At 45.8% G+C, this 20,531-nt stretch carries 17 protein-coding genes; 10 read left to right on the top strand and 7 right to left on the bottom strand.

Annotation, left to right across the window (positions count from 1 at the left end; translation table 11 throughout):
• Window positions 1–247: 247 nt before the first annotated feature.
• Window positions 248–1,726 (bottom strand): glycogen synthase GlgA, encoded by a 1,479-nt coding sequence (gene glgA / locus NIES208_RS16650; protein WP_075894113.1) that lies wholly within the window; start codon window positions 1,724–1,726, stop codon window positions 248–250.
• A 267-nt stretch (window positions 1,727–1,993) separates the two neighbouring features.
• Between glgA and NIES208_RS16645 the strand changes: the two genes are divergently transcribed.
• Entirely contained in the window at window positions 1,994–2,830 is an 837-nt protein-coding gene (locus NIES208_RS16645) for an urease accessory protein UreD (protein WP_075894112.1), read from the top strand.
• Between the two features lie 236 nt (window positions 2,831–3,066).
• Here the strand turns inward: NIES208_RS16645 and moeB are convergent, their stop codons facing one another.
• Complete coding sequence (gene moeB, locus NIES208_RS16640) at window positions 3,067–4,245, bottom strand: molybdopterin-synthase adenylyltransferase MoeB (RefSeq protein ID WP_075894111.1); 1,179 nt, start codon at window positions 4,243–4,245, stop codon at window positions 3,067–3,069.
• Between the two features lie 268 nt (window positions 4,246–4,513).
• On the opposite strand from moeB, the gene NIES208_RS16635 reads away from it, so the two are divergent.
• A complete protein-coding gene (locus tag NIES208_RS16635) occupies window positions 4,514–5,908 on the top strand; it encodes an LCP family protein (RefSeq protein WP_075894110.1) in 1,395 nt (464 codons plus the stop codon).
• Window positions 5,909–6,083: 175 nt separating this feature from the next.
• Window positions 6,084–7,811 carry an FAD-dependent oxidoreductase gene (locus tag NIES208_RS16630; RefSeq protein WP_075894109.1) on the top strand — a complete coding sequence of 576 codons (1,728 nt, stop codon included), beginning with the start codon at window positions 6,084–6,086 and terminating at the stop codon, window positions 7,809–7,811.
• Here NIES208_RS16630 and NIES208_RS16625 read toward each other — a convergent pair.
• The 3 genes from NIES208_RS16625 to NIES208_RS16615 are packed head-to-tail and all read right to left on the bottom strand — an operon-like array spanning window position 7,768 to window position 11,605.
• The gene (locus NIES208_RS16625) at window positions 7,768–8,610 is read right to left on the bottom strand and encodes an alpha/beta fold hydrolase (RefSeq protein WP_075894108.1); all 843 of its coding nucleotides are present in this window, start codon (window positions 8,608–8,610) and stop codon (window positions 7,768–7,770) included. The genes NIES208_RS16630 and NIES208_RS16625 overlap by 44 nt on opposite strands.
• Window positions 8,607–9,875, bottom strand: coding sequence for a glycosyltransferase (locus NIES208_RS16620; protein WP_084176672.1), 1,269 nt, complete (start codon window positions 9,873–9,875; stop codon window positions 8,607–8,609). Before NIES208_RS16620 ends, NIES208_RS16625 begins: the two co-directional genes overlap by 4 nt.
• A gap of 14 nt (window positions 9,876–9,889) precedes the next feature.
• Entirely contained in the window at window positions 9,890–11,605 is a 1,716-nt protein-coding gene (locus tag NIES208_RS16615) for an ABC-F family ATP-binding cassette domain-containing protein (RefSeq protein WP_075894114.1), read from the bottom strand.
• 114 nt (window positions 11,606–11,719) lie between these two features.
• Between NIES208_RS16615 and NIES208_RS16610 the strand changes: the two genes are divergently transcribed.
• The 3 genes from NIES208_RS16610 to NIES208_RS16600 are packed head-to-tail and all read left to right on the top strand — an operon-like array spanning window position 11,720 to window position 13,643.
• Window positions 11,720–12,115 (top strand): hypothetical protein, encoded by a 396-nt coding sequence (locus NIES208_RS16610; RefSeq protein ID WP_075894106.1) that lies wholly within the window; start codon window positions 11,720–11,722, stop codon window positions 12,113–12,115.
• 7 nt (window positions 12,116–12,122) lie between these two features.
• Window positions 12,123–12,782 carry a class I SAM-dependent methyltransferase gene (locus tag NIES208_RS16605; protein ID WP_075894105.1) on the top strand — a complete coding sequence of 220 codons (660 nt, stop codon included), beginning with the start codon at window positions 12,123–12,125 and terminating at the stop codon, window positions 12,780–12,782.
• 18 nt (window positions 12,783–12,800) lie between these two features.
• Window positions 12,801–13,643, top strand: coding sequence for a ChaN family lipoprotein (locus tag NIES208_RS16600; protein ID WP_075894104.1), 843 nt, complete (start codon window positions 12,801–12,803; stop codon window positions 13,641–13,643).
• 46 nt (window positions 13,644–13,689) lie between these two features.
• On the opposite strand, the gene lepB is transcribed toward NIES208_RS16600, so the two are convergent.
• Both lepB and NIES208_RS16590 read right to left on the bottom strand, forming a co-directional pair.
• The gene (gene lepB / locus NIES208_RS16595; protein ID WP_075894103.1) at window positions 13,690–14,274 is read right to left on the bottom strand and encodes a signal peptidase I; all 585 of its coding nucleotides are present in this window, start codon (window positions 14,272–14,274) and stop codon (window positions 13,690–13,692) included.
• 61 nt (window positions 14,275–14,335) lie between these two features.
• Entirely contained in the window at window positions 14,336–14,701 is a 366-nt protein-coding gene (locus NIES208_RS16590; RefSeq protein ID WP_225875339.1) for a hypothetical protein, read from the bottom strand.
• 419 nt (window positions 14,702–15,120) lie between these two features.
• Here NIES208_RS16590 and rimM point away from each other — a divergent pair, with 419 nt between their 5' ends.
• From rimM to NIES208_RS16570, 4 genes are all read left to right on the top strand, one after another.
• On the top strand, window positions 15,121–15,654 hold the full coding sequence (rimM, locus tag NIES208_RS16585) for a ribosome maturation factor RimM (RefSeq protein ID WP_075894101.1): 534 nt from the start codon (window positions 15,121–15,123) through the stop codon (window positions 15,652–15,654).
• Between the two features lie 192 nt (window positions 15,655–15,846).
• Window positions 15,847–17,424 (top strand): phosphoglycerate dehydrogenase, encoded by a 1,578-nt coding sequence (gene serA / locus NIES208_RS16580; protein WP_075894100.1) that lies wholly within the window; start codon window positions 15,847–15,849, stop codon window positions 17,422–17,424.
• 65 nt (window positions 17,425–17,489) lie between these two features.
• The gene (prmA, locus tag NIES208_RS16575; protein ID WP_075894099.1) at window positions 17,490–18,380 is read left to right on the top strand and encodes a 50S ribosomal protein L11 methyltransferase; all 891 of its coding nucleotides are present in this window, start codon (window positions 17,490–17,492) and stop codon (window positions 18,378–18,380) included.
• A 107-nt stretch (window positions 18,381–18,487) separates the two neighbouring features.
• Window positions 18,488–20,425: an FAD-dependent oxidoreductase gene (locus tag NIES208_RS16570; protein WP_075894098.1), complete on the top strand. Its 1,938-nt coding sequence runs from the start codon at window positions 18,488–18,490 to the stop codon at window positions 20,423–20,425.
• Window positions 20,426–20,531: the final 106 nt, after the last annotated feature.

The following is a 20,531-nucleotide window of genomic DNA, read 5'->3' as shown; positions in this document are numbered from 1 at the left end:
CGTGTCTCCTTTTCTCTAAAGAATTTTGGCTACATTCTTATCCATAACTGACGTTATTTAACCCGACATTTAGCCAGAAAAAACCTTTGTTCTTAAGTATCATTTAACATTTTTAAAAATCTGTGGAAAACTTTAGTTCCTTTGTGGAAAAGATTTTTTCTATGTGGAAAACGTTCCCCTCTGGACATATTCAAAATTCCCACAGGGGCGATCGCCACAATCAACTAAAACATTAAAGACCCAACCATCAAGCCTTTACAAAATCATAGAGCGCCTCATATTCTTCCGCTGGGCCATGCCAAGAATAATCACACTGCATCCCTTGGATTTGTAACTTCTTAAACTCATCAGGATAAACATAATAAAGACCCAAAGCCCGATCCATAGACGACTCAAGGGCATGCGTATCCGTTTGGTAGAAGACATAGCCATTTCGCTCTTCCGGCGGACGATACTGATCATAGTCACGGTCAAAGACAGTACTGACTAAGCCACCAACACCACGCACAATCGGCACAGTACCGTAACGCAAACTAATGAGCTGAGTTAAACCACAAGGCTCATAATTACTCGGAACGACCATCATGTCAGCACCGGCATAAATCAACGTCGCCAATTCCGGATCAAAGCCAAGCTCAATATGACAATTGGGATTATTATTTTGATGGAATTTTTCGTGCCAGAACCAAGAATTAATTGTATTTTCCGTCGCCGAACCAAGCAAGACAAACTGCGCGCCGCGACTGAGGGCATAGTACAGGGCATGGTGTACTAAATGAACACCCTTTTGATCATCGAGGCGGCCAATAAACGCCACAATTGGTTTATTCGGATCTGAACTATCTAGTAACAGACGTTCCCGCAATACTTTTTTATTTTTTGATTTTTCTTCAATGTTTTCCCAGCTGTATTGAAAGGGGATACTATGGTCGACTTCTGGATTCCAAATGCTGTAGTCAATGCCATTGAGGATGCCTTTAAATTTATCTTGGTGCATGTGGAGAGTATGTCCCAAGCCACAGCTAATATCGGTGTGGTGCGCTTCCCAAGCATGGTGGGGTGATACGGTTGTGACGGCGTTGGAATAGACAATACCGCCTTTCATGAAGTTTAGGGCAAAGGGATTAAAGTTATCGCGTAGGCGATCGTAGTGGAAATAGTAGCCTTCATTGTTTAGACCTGTGGCGCGGAGAATATCGCCCCCCGTAATCCCCTGGTGCTTAAAGTTGTGAATGGTATAGCAAACGCGCTGTTCCCAGAGACCATGCCACTTATACATTTCAAACAGCATCACTGGAATTAAACCTGTTTGCCAGTCATGACAGTGGATAACGTCGGGTCGTTTATTGGATTTTTGGAGAAATTCGAGGGCTGCTTTACTAAAGAAGGCAAATCGTAGATGGTCGTCTAGACTGCCATAGAAATGTCCACGGTTAAAGAAGTTATCGCTGGAATGGGGCTCAATAAAGAAACATTGCTGTCCATGCACCCAACCGTAGAAAACCGTACAGTGAATAGCGCCGCTATACCAAGGTACCCAAAGGTCTTGGTAGGCCACGTGGAGTCCCCAAATGTGGTCATAGCGCATGCAGTCGTATTTGGGAAGAATGATCTCGATGGCATGTCCCCGTAGGCTAAGTTTGCGACTGAGTCCGTAAACAACGTCTGCGAGTCCACCGACTTTAGCGACAGGCGCGCATTCCGAAGCGATTTGGACTATATACATACATGTGGGCTCCTTTCCAATGATTTTTTACGGGGGGTTATATTTTTATAATTCGTTCAAAGATAAAGGATCTGTCCGCCAGCAGCAACTGCAAAATGGGGGAAGTGTGATTAGGATTTTTGGGGGTATTTAGACTTATTGTTTTACGAATAAAATCTTTGGGCAAGACTAAATGGTAAGGCTGGGATCGAGCTTTTCCCAGACATTAGTGTTTTGAATTTAAGAAAATTTGGCGATCGCCCCTTTTGTGAGACCTTTTCAATAAACATGAATAGATCAACTTCTTGGCACGGAAAAGTAAATTTAAGCTACGGTTCACGGGACAATCAAACGGTAGTACGTCGTTGCTTAACGGCTGCACCATTTCGGGTACAGCGACCGTTTTACCCAGATGGCGATCACGTTTGTCATACGGTTTTGCTTCATACTGCCGGGGGAGTCGTCGGTGGCGATCGCCTGTCTATAGATTTAGCTTTAGCAGAAAATAGTCATGTTTTCCTGACAACAGCGGCAGCAAACAAAATTTATCGCAGTAACGGCGAAGTTGCCGCACAAACCGGAGTAATCAACCAAGCCGCAGGCACAATTTTGGAATATTTTCCCCAAGAGCTCATCGTGTTTGACGGCGCAGATTACCGACAGTCATTGCGGGTAAATTTAGCACCGGGGGCGGTGTGGTGCGGTAGCGATATCATTCGCTTTGGGCGCACGGCGCGGGGAGAAAAATACCATTCTGGTCAATGGTGCAATGCTACGGAAGTTTGGCAAGAAGGCGAACTCCTCTGGGGCGATCGCCAACAGCTCCAAGGTAACCCACAATTATTTAGCGCATGGAATGGCCTCAACGACCAACCCATCGTGGGAACATTAGCTTTGGTCGGATTAGATATTCATGAAGAAAAAATCTCACAGCTCCGCGAAATAGCACCACCTCTAAAACAAGGATTAGGCGGCATCACAAAACTACCCAAAGGCTTACTCTGTCGCTACCGAGGCTCTTCTTCCACAGAAGTAAAACGCTGGTTTATTGCAATGCTACAGGCATGGCGATCGCTCTACTCCCCCCACAAATTCACCACTCCAAGAGTCTGGCAAACCTATTAACGACAAATCCATCCTCAACCTTAAAAAAGAACGATAGCCTTTGACTCCCACTTGCCTCCCTTCCAAAGGAGGTGCCGAAGGCGGAGGGATTCTCCATCAATTCCGCTTACTCTCAAAAGTTCTCAGACTAATAACAAAGAGAAACATAAAAAATATCCCAGAGCATCACTACCCTGAGATATTCAAAAGACTAAAAATGAAATTGACTTAAATACTCAATCCCGAATTACTTAAATCTAGTAAGTAGGAACCGAAGAATCCACTTCTTCGCTCCAAGCACGGATACCACCCTTAACATTAGTACCAGAAATACCAATCGTATTTTGCAAAATCGTTAGCGCCTGCGCAGAACGACCACCCATCTTGCAATGGGCAATGAGCTTTTTACCATCAGTCACCAACTCCTTCACTTGACTAACACCATCACCAGTTTCAATTTCCGGCAGAGGAATTAACGTCGCCCCCGGAATACTGGCGATTTCGTACTCATGGGGATTACGCACATCGATCAGTACATAATCATCCGCGTCACTATCAAGAAGAGCCTTAAGCTCCGTTACTGTCATTTCTTCCATACCGTCTTGCTGTTCAGCCTCCGCAGCTTGAGCTTGGGGAATACCACAAAATTGTTCGTAATCAATCAGTTTTTCGATTACAGGACGTACAGGATTCGGGCGCAACTTTAGCTCCCGAAACTTCATACCCAACGCATCATAGAGCAAAAGTCTACCGCTCAATGTGCTGGGTTTACCCAAAATGATTTTAATCGTTTCCGTTGCTTGAATTGTGCCGATAATGCCCGGTAGCACACCGAGAACACCACCTTCCGCACAGGAAGGAACCATGCCCGGTGGTGGTGGTTCAGGATAAAGATCACGATAGTTGGGGCCGCCTTCATAGTTGAAGACTGTCGCCTGACCTTCAAAGCGGAAAATCGAACCATAAACATTGGGCTTGTCCAATAAAACGCAAGCGTCATTGGTCAAATAGCGCGTGGGGAAATTATCCGTACCATCAACAACGATGTCATAGTCTTTAATAATGTCTAGGGCATTTTCAGAGCTGAGCCGGGTTTCATGGAGATCCACCTGACAAAAAGGATTAATCTCAAGAATGCGATTTTTCGCCGATTCAATTTTAGGCTTACCAACCCACGAAGTACCGTGAATAATTTGGCGCTGGAGATTGGAGAAATCGACCACATCGAAATCAACCAGACCAATTCGACCAATACCTGCGGCGGCAAGGTAAAGCAATAGCGGTGAACCAAGACCGCCACTACCAATACAAAGGACGCTGGCTGCTTTGAGCCGTTTTTGTCCATCTACGCCCACTTCTGGCAAAATCAAATGCCGCGAATAGCGTTCGTAGTCATCCTTTGTTAGTTCTACAGTGTCTAAATTAGGATTTAACATTATGGGTGTTCTGAGGAAATATTCAAGATGTGAGGTCTGGGGTCACGACCAAGAACACGAGTGCAGCTTTCCAGTCTACTGCGTTGTGGGGTTAGATTCTAGATTAACGCAAGGGAATAGAAATGTAAGATTGAGAAAATTTGTCTGCGAAACTTTGAGGAAAGTCTGTGGGTCGGGCTGAAGAAAAGTGCTAGGTAATTCGACAACAGACCCTATAAAATTTTGTTAAGGGAGATTTTTTCTGGTGATCTCTGGGAGAAAGCGCGCAATGACTCAAGGGCAGGAAGTAAACAAGGAAGAAGGGAACGGCAAACCCTCGGTCAAGCTTCCTGGTATCCAGAGGCAGTCTGTATCTGGCGTGACAAAAAAGTTGCCAGTGATTCTAAAGGGTTTTCTTTGGGGTACTGGTTTTATGGGAACGACGTTGCTTTCGGCGGCTGTTGGTACTTGGCTGGCGCTTTACACACCTTTATCTCGGATCGTTTTACCTTTTTTGCCTTCCCTTGAAAGTCTTAAGCAGGATGGGTTACAGCAGCTTGGTAGTTATTCTTTAGGGCGACCTGTCAATATTTTGGTGATGGGTATTGATCGTGTTGAAGGCACTGAAGGGAGTGAAATGTTTGATGGACGTAGCGACACGATGTTGTTGGTACGGTTTGATCCAACATTAGGGAATCAGCAAGTGAATATGCTATCGATTCCGAGGGATACACAGGTGATTATTCCTGAGCAAGGTTTGGCGAAGATTAATGATGCGAATGTCTATGGTGGTGGTGAGCTTGCGGCTCAGGTGGTGAGTGAAACGCTTAATGATGTGCCGGTTGATCGCTTTGTTCGTTTAACGACGGATACGTTTAAGGATTTGGTTGATGCGGTTGGGGGGGTGAATGTGTTTGTGCCCCAGGATATGAAGTATAGGGATGAAACTCAGGATCTTGATATTGATTTGGAGCAGGGCTGGCAGGTTTTAGATGGGGATCAAGCGGAGCAGTTTGCGCGTTTTCGTGGTGATCAGTATGGTGATATTGGTCGGGTGCAGCGCCAACAGGTTTTATTAAAGGCGTTACGGGAAAAGATTCAGTCTCCAACGATTATTCCGCGTTTGCCGAATTTGATTAGTTTGATCCAGGAAAATATTGATACGAATTTAAGCTGGGAGGAGATGCTGGCGTTGATGAATTTCTCTCGTCAGCTGGAACAGGATGATCTGAATATGGTGATGTTGCCGGGTCGTTTTAGTGATTCTGGGGAATATAATCGCAGTTACTGGATTATTGCGAATCAGGAAAAGCATAAGGTAATGCAGGACTTTTTTGGGGTTGAGCCGCCTCTGCAGGTTTTGGGGGATGGCAACTCGACGGCGATCGCCCCCCAGAGATTACGGATTGCGATTCAAAATGCCACTGGTGAAAATGGTATGGCTGGTGAAATGTCGCGCTATTTATCGCAGGAAGATTTTACGAATACCTATCTAGCAAGAGACTATCCTGATTTACTTGACCAAACTCTAATCATTGCCCAGCGAGGGGATTTTGCGGCGGCAAATTTATTACGGGAGGCGATCGGTATGGGTCGGGTTGAATCTTCTTCTGTGGGCGAAATTGAGTCGGATATCACGATACGTGTCGGGCGGGATTGGCTCCAGCGGGAAAATGCTGAATAGTCAGGTATCAGTGAACAGTTATCAGTGAACAGGTATCAGTGAACAGGTATCAGTGAACAGTTATCAGTGAACAGGTATCAGATATCAATGTTTTAGGTGTGTATTATTGTGCTGGCTTAAATTTAGTCGGGACTAATATCGATGGGGCTTAATCTTTTGTAGGTTTTTTAGGGCAATGAAAACGTTTCAAACAAAGGTGTTAGTGGTTGGTGGTGGTACGGGTGGTACTGCGGCGGCTTTGCAATGTGCGCGTAGTGGCGTTGATACGATTCTTGTCAGCGAGTTTGTCTGGCTTGGTGGTATGTTGACGGCGGCGGGGGTGGCGGCACCGGATGGTAATGAACTTTTATCTTTGCAAACGGGATTGTGGGGGGCTTTTCTCAGGGAATTACAAAAGCGTCAAAAGGAAGGGCTAGACCACAGTTGGGTCAGTATGTTTACTTTTGATCCGCGTTTGGGTGCTGAAATTTTTGCGGAATGGGTCAAAGCGGAAAAGCATCTCACTTGGATCTCGGGGCAAGTTCCTCTTGAGGTCAAAAAGCAGGGCGATCGCCTGACTGGAGTCCGTTTTGAGAAGTACGAAATTAACGCAGATATTATTATCGATGGCACAGAGTTGGGAGATATTTTGGCGTTGGGAGATGTGCCCCACCGCTGGGGTTGGGACTGGGATACTGAGATTACGATGGACGAACCTAGTGCCCTAGAAAAGCCGAATAAAATGTCCGAAACCTATCCGGTGCAGTCGCCGACATGGGTTTTTTATATGCAGGAAAACGGTGTCAAACCACCCGTTGGCTATAGCGATTACACCAAATTTAAGGGGGCTTGGAAAGAGGGCGATCTTGATTTATTTATGAATTATGGTGGGCTGCCGGACGGGAAATTTATGCTGAATTGGCCGATCGCCGGCAATGATTACGGCTTAGATGCTCATCGATTATTAGATCCTGATACCCGCCAAGATTTTTACAAGGATGCCCAAGCTCACAGTTTTGCTTTTGCCGACCATATCTATCGAGAGTCTGAGGGCAAATATGGCTTGGCAACGGGAATTTTTCCCCACAATTTAGGTCAAGGTAGTTTTGCTTTGATGCCCTATTTCCGCGAAAGTCGCCGCATTATTGGTACAGAAACATTCACCGAAGATCAACTTTTACCGGATGGAGATGTTGCTCTAATTCCCATTGATAGCGACTGGAACATTACGGCGATCGCCATCGGTAATTACCCCAATGATCACCACTATCCTGACTTTAAGTTTCCCCTATTTCCTAAGTCTATTAACTGGGGAGGAAGGGTGACGGGAACAGCTTTTACCTTGCCATTTTCTGTCCTCATTCCAGTAGAAACCGAAGGATTAATTGCCTGTGAAAAAAATATCGCAGTGTCTCATATGGCGAATGGCTCAACGCGTTTGCAACCATTAGTGATGAATACAGGACAAGCCGCCGGACAAACTGCCGCTTTAGCGATTCAAAATCACTGTTCTCCCCGGAATATTTCAGTGCGGGAATTGCAGGAAAAGTTATTAACAGATTTCTATGCTCCGGCTGCAATTATGCCTTTTTATAATTTGCCTTTAGAGCATCCAGAATGGCTGAAATGGCAACGGTTTTATCTCGATAATCCCGACCAATATCCCCAAACTGGTATCTGCCCTTGTAGTGAGTTTCAATCACCTTTAACTCCCCAAGCTAAAGAGTATTCTGGCACTGTCGAAAAAGTCAGCGATCGCCTTTATTATGTACAACTAGATAATAATCAAGGTTACTCCCGGTTAATTACCCTTAATCCAGAAATCCATCAGTGGCTAAGTGGGTTAGAGTCCTCTCAGAAAGTCAACATGTTTGGGCGTATCAATCACGCTGCATCATGGTTTGTGCTGGAGCAGATTGCTTAAAGTTTGTTCTTAAAATGTGAGCAATTTCTGTGCTGTGGGTTTGGACAAAGTCATGGTCAGCATTTTCAATCTTAAAAAGTTGGGCATTAGAGATTTTTTCTTGATAGGTTTCACAATGCCAAAAAGGAATATGTTTATCATTTCCTGCTGCTAAAACTAAACTTAAACATTGGACATGGTGTAGCTCTTGCTCGACAGTATCAACTGCGTCTTCAGGGCGAAGTCGAGACTTTAAAAAAGCGGCAGCCGCAGGTTGACTCATCATCGCATTCCGCGCCTGAACAATGGTTTCAAAATAGTCTTTTTGTCCGGCGATCGCCATCATCGGTCTAAGGGCAGCGATCGCCCAATCGACAATCGGTGTTTCCCAAAGTAAGGGTTTCAGATGATCATAGCGTCCAGTGAAACTATCATCTCGAATCCCAGTTGGTGCAAGCAATGCAATGCTATTTAAAGTACTTGAAAAATCCCCACGCCCAGCGGCGATCGCGTAGGCTGATGCCACCCAAGCACCATAGGAATATCCCACTAAATAATAATCTTCTAACGCTAAAGCTTCGATAAAAGACTGAAGAAAAACCACCTGATCACTAATCAAATAATTGATTTTTGGTTTAGCCGAATCCCCAAATCCCAATAATTCTAAATTAAAACATTGAAATTCGGATTTTAATTCTTCCACCAAATTATTTAAAGTCCAAGCATCACCAAAAAAGCCATGCAACAAAATTAAAGGCTTACCTGTGCCTGTGACAGTATAAGCAGCTTGATAGTCCTCTAGTTGAATGAAGTTTTTCATCGCGAATTACCGATCACTGGTTGTTTTGTTGTTAATGCTTGTTCAATGATTTTAACAGCTTTATTTGTACCGCCGGCGGATTGAATTTGTGTTTGCAATTTCTGAGCATTTTCGCGATAGGACGGTGTGCTTAAAACTTGCTGAATTGTTGTTTGTAATTTTTGTGATGATAGCTGGTTTAGATTAATAAATTCACCAGCCCCTGACCATTTGATTCGAGCAGCAATACCCGGTTGGTCATTCGTCACAGGAATTGCCACCAAAGGAACACCATAGGTTAACGATTCTAGGGTTGTATTCATACCTGCATGGGTAATCGTTAAAGTTGCCTTTTGGAGGAGTTCAATTTGCGGTGCATAACGGACAACCAATGGATTACCTTCAAGGGCGGGAAGATCTTCTGGATTTAATGCGCCACCGAGAGAAATTATGAGCTGAACATCGAGATCTTTGCAGGCGATCGCAATCATTTGAAAAACATTATCTAGTCGATTTTGTAGCGTTCCCATTGAGGCATAAATCAGCGGTTGACCTGTTAATTTATCCCAAGGAAAATCTATTTTTTTCCGACTTGTCGTGGTGTGATAGGGCCCCGTAAAATGGAAATGTTCAGCTAATTCACGGCGCGGAAACTCTAAAGCTGCTGGTTCTTGACAGAGGATGGCTAGAGGAGAGTCAAAATTTTCGGGATTTGGAAGATTATGTTTTTTTCGGAATGCCCTAGCTGGCTTTTGCACAGATTTCCCAATCAACGAACCAATAAGATGAATTGATTGATTTCTTAGTTTTGCCCACCATGTATTGCGATATTCCCAAGTGCTAAATACAGGTGGAACGCCAGCTTCTTGGTTAAACGGCAAAGCGCTACAAACGGTTACATAGGGAAGTTGTAAATAGTCGGCGATCGCCGAACCTTCGACCGTTGATTGATCAATTACGAAGCCATCCAACGCTAATTTGTTACAAACATCTATGGCATCTTTTAAGACGATAGTTGTGAGCTTTTTAAAAAAATTGACCGTATACAAAAGAGCAGCAATACCCTCTAGCTCTCCCAACTCCGCAAACATTTTTTCAGCACTACCTTTCGGAAAATCCTCCACACCGACAGCACAAAAATTTAGCCCCGCAGCCTCTACTTTGTCTTGGGCATCTTCAACCCCAATAAAAGTCACTTGATGCCTCCGTTGCTTTAGCGCTTCGCCAATAGGCAGCATCGTATTAAGATGACCCGTTTCCGCAGGACAATACAAACCGATATGCATGATATGTCTCGTCCTTAACGGGTTGCTGCTTTTTTCTTATTTGCCTTTTTTGCCTCATTTTTTGCTTTTTTGGCAGCTTTTTTCTTGGCATCCTGCTCTGCCTTGAGGCGCGCTTTTTCGGCAGCTTTTTCTTGCTCGATTTTTTCTAGATAATAGTGATAATCACCGTTATAAACGATCAGTTCACCGTCTCGCACTTCCACAATTTTATTTGCCACTTGGGAAATGAAATATCTGTCGTGGGAAACGATCGCCATCGTCCCGTCATATTCCTTGAGGGAACGCTCGAGCATTTCCTTAGCAGGAATATCAAGGTGATTTGTCGGCTCGTCGAGGATGAGGAAGTTCGCCGGAACGAGGAGCATTTTTGCGAGGGCCAAGCGGGCTTTTTCGCCACCGCTGAGGGATTCGACTTTTTTGAATACGGTATCGCCACTAAATAAAAATTGACCGAGTAGGGTGCGCACTTCACGGTTTTCCCAATCGGGTACTTCGTCGTGGATGGTGTCCATGACTGTTTTGTTGAGGTCAAGGGCTTCGGCTTGGTTTTGCTCAAAATAACCGGGAATAATGTTGTGGGTTCCAAATTTAGCAGAACCGTCTTCCGGCTGCTCGTTACCCGTGATAAAGCGCAATAACGTAGATTTGCCGCAACCGTTTGGCCCCAGAAAGGCAATGCGATCGCCGCGTTCGATTTGGAGATTTGCGCCGAGAAACAGAATTTTATCGTTGTAAGAATGGGTGAGATCCGTAATAGTAGCAACTTCTTCACCGCCACGGGGAGCAGGGGGAAATTTGAATTTCAGAGTACGTACATCGCTGACCACCGCTTCAACCCGCTCGATTTTTTCGAGCTGCTTTTCTCTACTTTTCGCTTGGGTACTACGGGTGGCGCTGGCACGGAACTTTTCGACGAATTCTTGCTGTTTGGCAATTTCCTTTTGCTGGCGTTCAAAGGCTGACTGCTGGGCGTTTTTATTTTCTTCTTTTTGAAGTAAATACTGAGAATAATTACCGAGGTAGGTTGTAGAAACACCGCGCTCGGTTTCGACAATTTTTGTGCAGAGGCGATCAAGGAATTCCCGGTCATGGGAAATGATTACCATCGGTGTGGTTAAACCGCGAAGATAGTTTTCTAGCCACTCGATAGTTTCAAGATCAAGGTGGTTTGTCGGCTCGTCCAACAGCAAAATGTCTGGGTCTTGGAGCAAGATTTTGCCCAAACTGATGCGCATTTGCCAGCCGCCGCTAAAGGAACTCACGAGGCGATCGCCGTCTTCGATTTCAAAACCAACTTCAGGGAGAATCTTTTCGATGTTCGACTCAAGACGATAGCCATCAAGACCTTCAAATTTCCGCTGGGCACGGTCAAGCTTATGGATCAGATCATCAAGATCCGCATCCGGCTCCGCCATCTTGTGCTGAATCTCGTTAATCTCTTCCTGTGCCGCATTGGCCTCCACAAAAACCGTCCACATTTCTTCGCGAACCGTGCGAGTGGGCACAACATCAAATTCTTGGGTCAGGTGGGCAATTCTCAGATCCGCAGGCCGAATAATCTCACCATCAGTGGCCTCGATCTCACCCATAATGATTTTCATCTGAGTCGATTTGCCGGCACCATTTACGCCGACTAAACCGACGCGCTCACCAGCCTTCACTTCCCAGTTAACGTCCTTGAGAACTTCGCCTGTCGGGTAAATTTTGCGGATGTGCTCAAGTCTTAACATATAAGGGAAAACTCCTGTTGAGATTTGCCTCAGTTTATAACAATTTGTTAAATAACCGCCATTGATTTTGCTTTTTTTTTCTGGCGATCGCCCCATTATTTTTTCCTTAGAACGATGGGAGCGGTAAAAAAGGCGAGTCTCCTGAGTTGCAAAAATTTAGTTACCATCGAAATGTCCCTCGTTTCCCATTTTTTTAGGACACAAGATCTCATGAGTAACTCGGAAGAAATGCGCCGCAAACTAGAATCAATGGAGGCGGAGCTGGATAATGCGGCTGCCTCTATGGTGAATAAAGTGGCATCGCAGCAAAGTACAAGTTTCCTTAAACCCTTGGCGGAGTCCTTTGAGAAACTGGGGACTGTCGCTAAAGTTGGGGCGATCGCCGTCGGTTTGATTTTAGGTTTAGCAATTTTAAGTACAGTCCTCAAAATCGTCACATCTGCCATTATTGTCGCCGTCTTACTTTTTGCGGGCTATCTCGGCTACAAAGTGTTTTTGGCTGACGACTAAAAGCGCGATGAATAAAATCCTTAATCTCACGCCTGAGCTGTATCAATATGTCCTTGATAATTCCTTACGGGAGCATCCAGTCCTGACAGAATTACGGCAATTTACTGCAACGCAGCGAGCCGCGAACATGCAAATCTCGCCGGATCAAGGTCAGTTTATGGGGTGGCTATTACAGTTGATAGGTGCAAAGAAAACCTTAGATATTGGCGTGTTTACGGGTTATAGTGCCCTCGTCGCAGCGTTAGCAATTCCCGATGACGGTCAAGTTATAGCCTGCGATCGCAACCCAGACTGTACAAAAATTGCTCAGCAATATTGGCAAAAAGCGGGTGTTGCGTACAAAATCGATTTACGGTTAGCCGATGCCCTAGAGACCTTAGATAAACTGCTTGCCAATGGCGAGGCTAGCACCTTTGATTTTTCGTTTATTGATGCCGACAAACGTAATTACATCAACTACTTTGAGAAGTCTTTAATGCTACTGCGTCAGGGCGGTGTGATTGCCATTGATAATGTGCTGTGGTCTGGGCGGGTGGCTGATCCGAATGATGATGATAAACGTACTCCCGTCATTCGCGCATTTAATGAGACCCTCCACAATGATGAACGGGTTGATTTGAGTTTATTGGCGATCGCCGACGGTTTGACCCTTGCCCGCAAACTTTAAACCTTAGAGTCAGTTTTAATGCAGCTTTTTTTTAGTCTTTTTATTACTTTTTGTTTGTGTTGGGTGCAGCCCGTTTTTGCCGCAGAGTTAAGCGAGCCCCAAGCTAAAATTCTTGCTGTTTTAGAGCAAGCGCCAGTGGTTTACCTTGGCGAAATCCACGACCATCTCGCAGATCATGAGGCTGAATATGATTTGCTCACAAAGCTGTACACAAATAATCAAAATTTGGCGCTAGGCTTCGAGATGTTCCAGCGACCATTTCAGCCTTATCTATCGAGATACTTAGCCGACGAAATGACGGAAGAGGAACTGCAAGAACTTAGCGAATACGATCGCCGCTGGGGATTTGACTGGGAATATTACGCGCCGCTTTTGAGATTTGCCAAGGCTCATCAGATCCCGCTCGTTGCGTTAAATACGCCCGCTGAGATTACCAATAAAGTTGCGGTTGAGGGGCTAGATAGCCTCGAAGAGCAGGATTATCGCTACATTCCGGCGCGGCAAGATTTAGATTTTTCTAATCAAGCTTATCTCGATGAAATTGAAGCAAGCTTTCTGGCGCACATTGAGGGGGATTACGGTAATCAAGCTGTCAAGTTAGAAAATTTTACCGCCGCACAAATTCTGTGGGATGAAACAATGGCTGAGGCGATCGCCGACTATCTCCAAGATCACCCGGAGCAACAATTTATCACCTTCGTTGGGCAAGCTCATCTAGCTAATAATTACGGCATTCCAGACCGCGTTGCCCGCCGCATTCCGACAGTAACAACGCAACAAAAAACAGTTTTTCTCAGTTCCAGTAACTCAACAGAAGACAGCAACTTAGCTGATTTTCTTTGGCACACAACCGCAGACTAAAACTTTGTTGCTTAAAAAAATCTAAAAAATTCAAAAACGCTAAAACCTAAGACGACAATTGTCCCAAACGGTCTGGTGGCCAAAAACGGGCGATCGCGTGGCCGATGATATTTTGCTCCGGCACAAAGCCCCAAATATGGGAATCATTACTGTTATTACGATTGTCCCCCATCACAAAAAAATTATTGGGGGGCACAGTCAAGGGCTGTAATTCGTACTCTGGCGGCGCGGCAATAAAGTCCTCTTCAAGGGGCTCACCGTCAAGGTAAACCACACCATCATGGACGGCGATCGTTTGTCCCGGCTCAGCCATCACCCGTTTAATAAAGGCTTGCTTGGGGTCATAACCAAAAAGCTCTAGTTGGGGCGGTGTCCGAAATACGATAATGTCGCCCCGGTGTACCGGTTGGAAGCGGTAGGACACTTTCTCCACCACCACGCGATCGCCGAGCTGTAGAGTCGGCAGCATCGAACCAGATGGAATATAACGAGGCTCTACGATCAACCCCCGCACCGTAATCGCAATAACCAGAGCAATGCCGAGGATCTTGACATTTTCCCAAATCCGAGAACGAAGGGATGTTGTATTTGCCGTAGCATTCGCTTTAGAAGATTGCTCCTGATCGCTCATATCCTTTTAAAAAAATTGCCCGAAAATTTAGATTGTCAAAAAATCAATAAAATTAGTGACTTCATATTGTGGCACGTTGCTTTCGATTCAGAACAGGTTGTAACAACCACAGCAAAAAACGTCGCATTGTTACAGGAGATTTCGTTGCCCACAGGTGAATCGCCACACAGGTCGCGCCAAATACTGGTAAGACAAAGGTCGGGATCATCACGACACCAATCAAAAACCACGTACTCACATGGAGCACCATTAAGGTCACACCACCATAGACGGCGATCGCATTTTTTCTAATGAGCTGTGGCGACATTTCCCGTCCGACATAAACTAACGTCAAAAAGCTCAAAATAAGATTAAAAGGTACAAGACAACCACAGATACCGATGCAGTGGCTCCGGGAAAACTCACACAGTTGATCAAATAAGCTCATCAGCATTGGCTAAGTTGCACTCTCAAACGAATAATTAAAAGAAGTTTCAATGGTTTGAGATTAACGAATTGCTAGGGGTTTTTACCTAACGTTTTATGAAGAGAATGTCGAGCAAAGGCTGACACACCAATATTTCGCTGGGTTTTGGGCGGTAGATTTTTTTAAAGTGTTTACCCAGTTCCGTTGGACTTTTGTAACGTGGCGACAGCGTCGAAAAAATCGGGTATTGTATTAAGCCGTGGTTTTCGCAAATATTTTGCTGTGAATTCTGTTGACCTAAGTCCTAGAACAACATGGTGATTGCAGATAGAGGTAAAACACCAATAAAATTTGAAATCTCGGCACCGTAGGGGTTTAACATGTTAAACCCCTACTAAAATTATTTGAAATGACCACAATTTAAGACAAAAAGGTAAGGCGTGACAGAGCAAGAGTGGATTACGGTGGGCAAAATTGTGGCAGCCCAAGGGCTAAAGGGAGAAGTGCGGGTTAAACCTAGTACTGATTTCCCAGAGCGGTTTGAAGTGCCGGGGCAACGTTGGCTGCGGTTACCGAATACTTCCCAAGAACCCCAATCTGTTGAGCTGGAGCGGGGCAGAATTATTCCCGGCAAAAATGTTTTTGTGGTTAAGTTTGAGCATATTACTGACCGCTCCCAGGCTGAGGCTTTACGCCATGCGGAGGTTTTAGTGCGTGCCGGCGATCGCCCAGAACTAGAAGAAGGAGAATATCACGTCAGCGATTTAATCGGTCTGACTGTCCTCGACACCAATACCAAAAAAAAGTTAGGCGTTGTCACCGATCTATACTCAGCCGGACAAGATGTACTTGAGGTGACTGACGAGCAAAAACAGAAGCATCTCGTGCCCTTTGTGAAGGAAATTGTGCCCGTAGTTGATTTGGTAGAAGAACAGCTAGAGGTCGATGCCCCATCGGGTTTATTCGGTGACTAAAACATTCTCTAGATCGCTAAACCAACGAACTTTTACAGATTCAGCGACAAATTCTGTTCATTGCGAGCAGTCGGGCTAAAATGATGCTTTGTTCTTTACAAAGAATTAACTATTTGCCCGTTTTGTCGATTCGGCGATCGCGCCCAATAGTGACCCATTTGTACCGAAAATTTTATTTTTATTTGAATTGTTATGGCTAAAGTTCTCGTCTCCGATTCCATTGATCAAGCGGGGATTGACATACTCTCGCAGGTTGCACAAGTAGACATTAAAGTGGGGCTTCCCGTCGAAGAACTCATCAGCATTATTCCCGAATACGATGCCCTGATGATTCGTTCTGGCACAAAAGTCACAAAAGAAGTCATAGAAGCTGCCAAAAACCTCAAAATTATTGGTCGCGCTGGTGTTGGGGTAGACAACGTTGATATTCCCGCTGCGACTCGTCAAGGCGTTATCGTTGTAAATTCTCCAGAAGGGAATACCATTGCCGCCGCTGAGCACGCCTTAGCCATGATGCTATCCCTGTCCCGCCACATTCCTAACGCAAACCAATCCGTTAAAGCTAATGAGTGGAATCGCAAGAAATTTATTGGCGCAGAAGTTTATAAGAAAACCCTCGGCGTTGTTGGCCTTGGTAAAATCGGGGCCCACGTAGCAACAGTCGGTAAGGCCATGGGTATGAAGCTCCTCGCCTACGATCCCTTCATCTCCGAAGAGCGTGCCGGACAAATCGGTTGCCAACTCGTTGATCTCGACTATCTCTTTAGCGAATCGGACTACATTACCCTCCACGTCCCTAAAACCCCCGAAACAACCCATGTCATCGGTGAAGCATCCATCGCCAAGATGAAGCCCACAACCCGCATCGTGAACTGCTCCCGTGGTGGTGTGGTTGATGAAGTTGCTGTGGCTAAGGCCATTCGCGAAGGTCGCCTTGCCGGTGCAGCCCTTGACGTATTTGAATCGGAGCCTCTGGGAGAATCGGAACTGCGTGACATTGAAGAAGTCGTTCTCACACCTCACCTTGGTGCTTCTACTGCCGAAGCTCAAGTGAATGTTGCCGTTGATGTCGCGGAGCAAATCCGTGATGTCATCCTTGGGTTGCCGGCTCGTTCTGCGGTGAATATTCCGGGTCTTAATGCTAACGTCATGGAAAAACTCCGTCCCTATCTCCAGTTGGCGGAAACCCTCGGTAATATGGTGGGTCAGTTGGCGGGTGGACGTATCGAGAAATTGAGCGTGACACTACAGGGTGATTTGGCTGAAAAGGAAGCAAAGCCCCTCGTTGTTGCAGCTCTCAAAGGTCTGCTTTCGCCTGCATTGCGTGAGCGGGTGAACTACGTTAATGCTGAAATTGAAGCAAAGGAACGGGGCATCCGCGTTATTGAAACCCGTGACGAGTCTGTTCGTGATTACACCGGGGCGATTCACCTAGAGGCGACGGGTGCTGATGGTGAAAATTCGGTGAATGGTGCGTTGCTCAGTGATGGCGAGATTCGTATTACCAATATCAATGGTTTTCCCATTAATGTGCCGCCGACGGGCTATATGCTCTTTACGCTGCACCGCGATGTGCCGGGAATTATCGGTAAGATTGGCTCGCTCCTCGGTAGCTTTAACGTCAATATTGCCAGTATGCAAGTGGGACGTAAAATTGTACGTGGTGATGCTGTGATGGTGTTGAGTCTAGATGATCCTCTACCTGAAGGTGTTTTAAGCGAAATCATGAAAGTGACCGGAATTCGGGACGCTTACACCGTTAAATTGTAATGTGAATTACATTGGGGAGAGTAAAACATTTTTTGCTTTCCCCAACTAAGTAGGGGCTATTAACGATGTCAACAAACTGGTGGGAACTACAGGTTTTGTGTGAGCCGAGTTTGGAGGAAAGTATTTTCTGGCGACTGGATGATTTTGGTTGTCGGGGTATGGCTTCTGAAAAAAAAGGCAAGTCGTTTCTCATCCGTGCCTATAGTCCCCAGGCAGAGTTTGATTATTTAGATTTAGCGGCGTTGGGGTTATTGCTGCGACAGGATTCTTTGATGATGGGTTTGCCGCGTCCCATTGTGAAGTGGAATATGCTGGATGATGAGGATTGGTCTAGTAGCTGGAAAAGTCACTGGGAGCCGCAAGAGATTGGCGATCGCCTCCTTGTTTGTCCAGAGTGGATTGAGCCACCGGAAACCGACCGAATTGTCTTAAAACTGGATCCCGGCGCAGCTTTTGGGACGGGCACTCATCAGACGACCCAGCTTTGCCTAGAAGCGCTAGAAATGCGTTTGGGGTATAAACCGGAAACCCAAGTGATTGCAGACATTGGTTGTGGCTCTGGCATTCTATCTATTGGGGCGTTGCTCCTAGGGGCATCCCAGACCTTCGGTGTGGATACAGATATCTTGGCCATTGAAGCGTCCCAAGGTAATCGCAAGTTAAATCATATTGCCTCGGAAAGAATGCAAGTGGCGAAGGGGAGTCTTGATCTCCTGCCAGCGATGTACAACGGTGGTTTTGATGGCATTGTTTGTAATATTTTGGCGGAAATTATTATTGAGCTGATTCCCCAAATGTCGGCGATCGCCAAGCCCACGAGCTGGGGAATTTTAAGCGGTATTTTAATCGAACAAATTAAACCCATTGCCGATACCCTCGAACAACACGGCTGGGTAATTGCCGCCCTCTGGAAAAAAGATCAATGGTGTTGCTTTAATATCCGTCGCGCAACCTAAGCCCAAAACAGGTTAAATTAGCTTTACAATTTGCCACAATTCATCAGCCTCCCCGAAGAAGTGCGCTAATAATAGTCAACATTCACTGCGACTTTCGGACTTGATGCATGAGCGAAAACTCTTCCCTTCCCCCCATTTCTAGACGAACCGCTCTCAAATTATTAGGTGTTGGCGCTGTCGGATCAGTGGCGGGGTATTCGCGTTTTGCCAAGCCGCAACCTACCATTCACCAGCAAGAAACTCTAGACCTACCTCGCCATCTCAGTAAGGGTAAAAAAGTTGTTGTCGTTGGTGGCGGATTAGCCGGACTAGCATCAGCCTACGAACTCAGTCAGCGGGGATTTCAGGTGACGCTCCTCGAAAAATCACCCCAGCTCGGCGGTAAAATTGCCAGTTGGAAGATTAATGTCGGCGAAGACGAATTCATGATGGAACACGGCTTCCACGGCTTCTTCCCCCAGTACTACAACCTCAAAAGTCTTGTGGAAGAACTGAGCATTAAAAATAATTTTCAGTCCCTCGATTATTATTCCCTCGTTTTTAAAGACCCAGAGACATATCTTCCTGAAGTTTTTCGGCCGACTAATACAGCTTTCCCATGGAATATTGTTGACCTTGCCATTTCTTCGCCCAATAGACTGCGGTGGGGGATTAATCTCACTAACTTTAAACACCTCGAAGTTTTTCACGCCATTACTGGCTTTAAAATCCCTCGCACCTTTAAAAATTACGATGCTATTACCGTGGCCGAATGGGTGAATGAAGATTTTCCGAAGGGGCTTTACGATCTTTACTTTTTGCCCTTTGCCAAATCTAGCCTCAATGCACCAGATACCCTAAGCGCCGGAGAACTTTTACAGTTTTTCCACTTTTACTTTTTCGGAAATCCTGAAGGCTTGGCCTTTAACGGCACGGTTGATGACATGGGCACAAGTTTGGTGCAACCGATCGCCGACGCAATTCGAGCAAACGGTGGCAAAATTTTGACCGATGTTTCCGTGGGCAAGATCCATTGTGAAAATGGTCAGGTGCGATCTCTGAGCTATCAACAGGGCGACGAACAAACCGATATTCCATTTTGGGTGAAGGAAAATACGCTCATCGAAGATGATAGCCTCGCCTACTACGGTGCAGGCGATACGATGTACGCCGTCGACGAAGCAACCGATGAAGGTATTTCTCTGACCTGTACCCACCAAGGTTGTACTGTGGGACGGCAACCCGATGGGTCTTTTGTGTGTCCTTGCCATGGAGCACGCTACGACAAAAATGGGAAGCGCCTCAGTGGCCCAGCTCAACGGGATTTAGCAACCTTTGAGGTGGAAGCGAAAAAAGCAGATGAAGTGAAGTTAATCGCTAAAAATCCTAGTTCTGATCTAGAAACAGCAACCCTAGAAGCAGATTATTTTGTCATCGCGGCGGATGTGCCCGGAACCCGCCATTTATTTACACGCATGACTGGGGAGATCGATCCGGAGGCGACGCGACGGGTTGAAACTTTAGCGGTGTCTGATCCCTTTGCGGTGGGGCGTTTTTGGTTTGACCGTGATTTTGATTGGGAGCATAGTTGGTTTACGTCCTTGTCTGGCTATGCCCTCACGGATAGTATTACCCTTTATCACCGTATTCAAACGCAATTTAAGGAATGGGCTGCGAAAACGGGTGGTAGTGTGATCGAGTTACATGCCTATTGTTACAAGGAAAAAGAGTTTCCGACGCAAGCAGATTTATTGGCAACTTTTGAAAATGAACTGTATGAGATTGTGCCTGAGCTGAAAGGCGCGACGGTCATTCATCGTCAGTTAGTAAACCAAAAGAATTTTTCGGGTTATCCCCCCAATAGTTACGGCGATCGCCCAACAACCCAAAGCGAAATCCCGAACTTGATGTATGCAGGGGATTGGGTGAAAATGCCGTTCCCCTGTGGCCTTATGGAGCGGGCAACCAGCAGCGGTCTCCTCGCCGCCAATCAAATTATTCAAAAAGAAGGCTTAAGTCGTCGCCCAATTCTGTCGGTAAATCCAGAGGGTGTCTTTAAAATTTAAAATTAAACAATCAAGTCGTAGCGTGTGTTAGCGAAGCGTAACGCACATAAATAACGTGAGTTTTGCTTAAGCATGCTCGGAAGTACGACGCGGTGAATGGGAGAGC

This window comes from [Limnothrix rosea] IAM M-220 (assembly GCF_001904615.1).
GTDB lineage: Bacteria > Cyanobacteriota > Cyanobacteriia > Cyanobacteriales > MRBY01 > MRBY01.
This window is presented reverse-complemented; position numbering and strand designations above follow the sequence as displayed.

Bases quoted from the DNA above. Each gene is read 5' to 3' on its own strand.
- glgA (WP_075894113.1), bottom strand. From the start codon at position 1,726: ATGTATATAGTCCAAATCGCTTCGGAATGCGCGCCTGTCGCTAAAGTC.
- NIES208_RS16645 (WP_075894112.1), top strand. From the start codon at position 1,994: ATGAATAGATCAACTTCTTGGCACGGAAAAGTAAATTTAAGCTACGGT.
- moeB (WP_075894111.1), bottom strand. From the start codon at position 4,245: ATGTTAAATCCTAATTTAGACACTGTAGAACTAACAAAGGATGACTAC.
- NIES208_RS16635 (WP_075894110.1), top strand. From the start codon at position 4,514: ATGACTCAAGGGCAGGAAGTAAACAAGGAAGAAGGGAACGGCAAACCC.
- NIES208_RS16630 (WP_075894109.1), top strand. From the start codon at position 6,084: ATGAAAACGTTTCAAACAAAGGTGTTAGTGGTTGGTGGTGGTACGGGT.
- NIES208_RS16625 (WP_075894108.1), bottom strand. From the start codon at position 8,610: ATGAAAAACTTCATTCAACTAGAGGACTATCAAGCTGCTTATACTGTC.
- NIES208_RS16620 (WP_084176672.1), bottom strand. From the start codon at position 9,875: ATGCATATCGGTTTGTATTGTCCTGCGGAAACGGGTCATCTTAATACG.
- NIES208_RS16615 (WP_075894114.1), bottom strand. From the start codon at position 11,605: ATGTTAAGACTTGAGCACATCCGCAAAATTTACCCGACAGGCGAAGTT.
- NIES208_RS16610 (WP_075894106.1), top strand. From the start codon at position 11,720: ATGGGAGCGGTAAAAAAGGCGAGTCTCCTGAGTTGCAAAAATTTAGTT.
- NIES208_RS16605 (WP_075894105.1), top strand. From the start codon at position 12,123: ATGAATAAAATCCTTAATCTCACGCCTGAGCTGTATCAATATGTCCTT.
- NIES208_RS16600 (WP_075894104.1), top strand. From the start codon at position 12,801: ATGCAGCTTTTTTTTAGTCTTTTTATTACTTTTTGTTTGTGTTGGGTG.
- lepB (WP_075894103.1), bottom strand. From the start codon at position 14,274: ATGAGCGATCAGGAGCAATCTTCTAAAGCGAATGCTACGGCAAATACA.
- NIES208_RS16590 (WP_225875339.1), bottom strand. From the start codon at position 14,701: ATGAGCTTATTTGATCAACTGTGTGAGTTTTCCCGGAGCCACTGCATC.
- serA (WP_075894100.1), top strand. From the start codon at position 15,847: ATGGCTAAAGTTCTCGTCTCCGATTCCATTGATCAAGCGGGGATTGAC.
- prmA (WP_075894099.1), top strand. From the start codon at position 17,490: ATGTCAACAAACTGGTGGGAACTACAGGTTTTGTGTGAGCCGAGTTTG.
- NIES208_RS16570 (WP_075894098.1), top strand. From the start codon at position 18,488: ATGAGCGAAAACTCTTCCCTTCCCCCCATTTCTAGACGAACCGCTCTC.